Below are 1,421 nucleotides of genomic sequence, written 5' to 3'. Positions count from 1 at the left end.
CGTAAAGCGCATGCCCCGTTCCCTTTCTGAGTCTCGACAACCAGAAGGTAGACGGAAAATCCCCGTCTTACGGGGCATGCACATGCGGCATTTCGATTCACCCGAACCTTTCCCCGGACAGCCCTGCCGTTTACGGGGAGAGGGACAGCGAGGCCGGCTTGCCGGCCGCGCAGGGTGAGGGGTAAGGCAAGCGCCGATCTCTAATTGCAAACGTTGGCGCCGCCCCTCATCCGCCCTTCGGGCACCTTCTCCCCGTGAACGGGGCGAAGGAAGAGCTACCGCCCTTCGCGATACCACATCGAGCCGATGGCGAGCAGCAAGAGGCCGAGGCCGAGAAAGCCGCCGAACAGCGGCACGCGTGATACGGCCTTGAGCGTGCTGTCGTCGGTGGTGCGCAGGCCTATCCAATCGTCACCCGAAGCCGCCGCCGAAGAGCGGATCGGCACGATCGACGGCAGGGCCACGCCGCCGGCGAGATTGGCGAGCGTGGATGACGGCGCCAGCCGCCGCACGCTGCCGCCCGTCGCTTCGGCCGGCGCCTTGAGCCTGTCCTCTGTCGAGACCACGTCCTGGAATTCCGGCGCGTTGACCGGACCGACATGGGCGAGCGCGGTGAGATCGCCATTGCCGATCTGGTAGAGTCCGATCTCGCTGGTTCGCAGGCTGCCGGTGAAGATGCCGGGCTCGGCTTTCTCGAGCTTCACCGTCATCGTCTTGCCGGAGGGCGTGATCACCTGGGCGGGGCCCGGATCGTCGATCATCGACTGGCGGCGGATCTCCAGCATCATGCCGTGGCCGTCGGCCGTCAGCCGTTCCTCTTCCAGCTCCGGCTCCTTCATCAGCCAGTGGGCGATACGGCGATAAAGCTGCACATGCGGGCCGCCGCCCTCGAAGCCACGCGCCCACAGCCAGCCTTGGTCCGACAAGAGCATGCCCACCCGGCCTTCGCCCTTGCGGTCGAGCAGGAGCAGGGGCCGGTCGTCGGCGCCCTTCATCACCACTTCGCCTTCCGGATTCTTGACGCCGATGGTGCGGAACCAGCGGCTCCAATGCGGCGGCTCGCTTGCCGAGCCGTCGAGCCCGCGCGTCACCGGGTGGCGCTGGCCCAGATCGGTCAGGCGCGGATAGAAGGCCTTGTCCACCACTTCGCCCGTCGGCATGGCCGGCAGCGCGGCATTAAGCGGGGTGCGGGCGATGGAGTTCTCGCCCGCATATTCGGGCCCGGCCGCAATCAGCAGCGCGCCGCCCTTTTCGACATATTCGGAGATGTAGTCGTAATAGAGGATCGGCAGCACGTCGCGGTGCTGGTAGCGGTCGAAGATGATCAGGTCGAAATCCTTGATCTTCTCGACGAACAGCTCGCGCGTCGGGAAAGCGATCAGTGACAGCTCGTTGATCGGCGTGCCGTCCTGCTTTTCCGG

Annotated in this window: 1 pseudogene; it reads right to left on the bottom strand. The window is 65.8% G+C overall.

The features are described from left to right. Positions 1 to 275: 275 nt before the first annotated feature. A pseudogene (locus EOA27_RS36450) lies at positions 276 to 1,421 on the bottom strand (hypothetical protein); the annotation flags it as partial.

Origin of the sequence: Mesorhizobium sp. M2A.F.Ca.ET.037.01.1.1, assembly GCF_003998075.1 — a bacterium.
Classification (GTDB): Bacteria; Pseudomonadota; Alphaproteobacteria; order Rhizobiales; family Rhizobiaceae; genus Mesorhizobium.
Note: the sequence above shows the minus strand (reverse complement) of the source record. Positions and strands in the feature narration are given on the sequence as shown.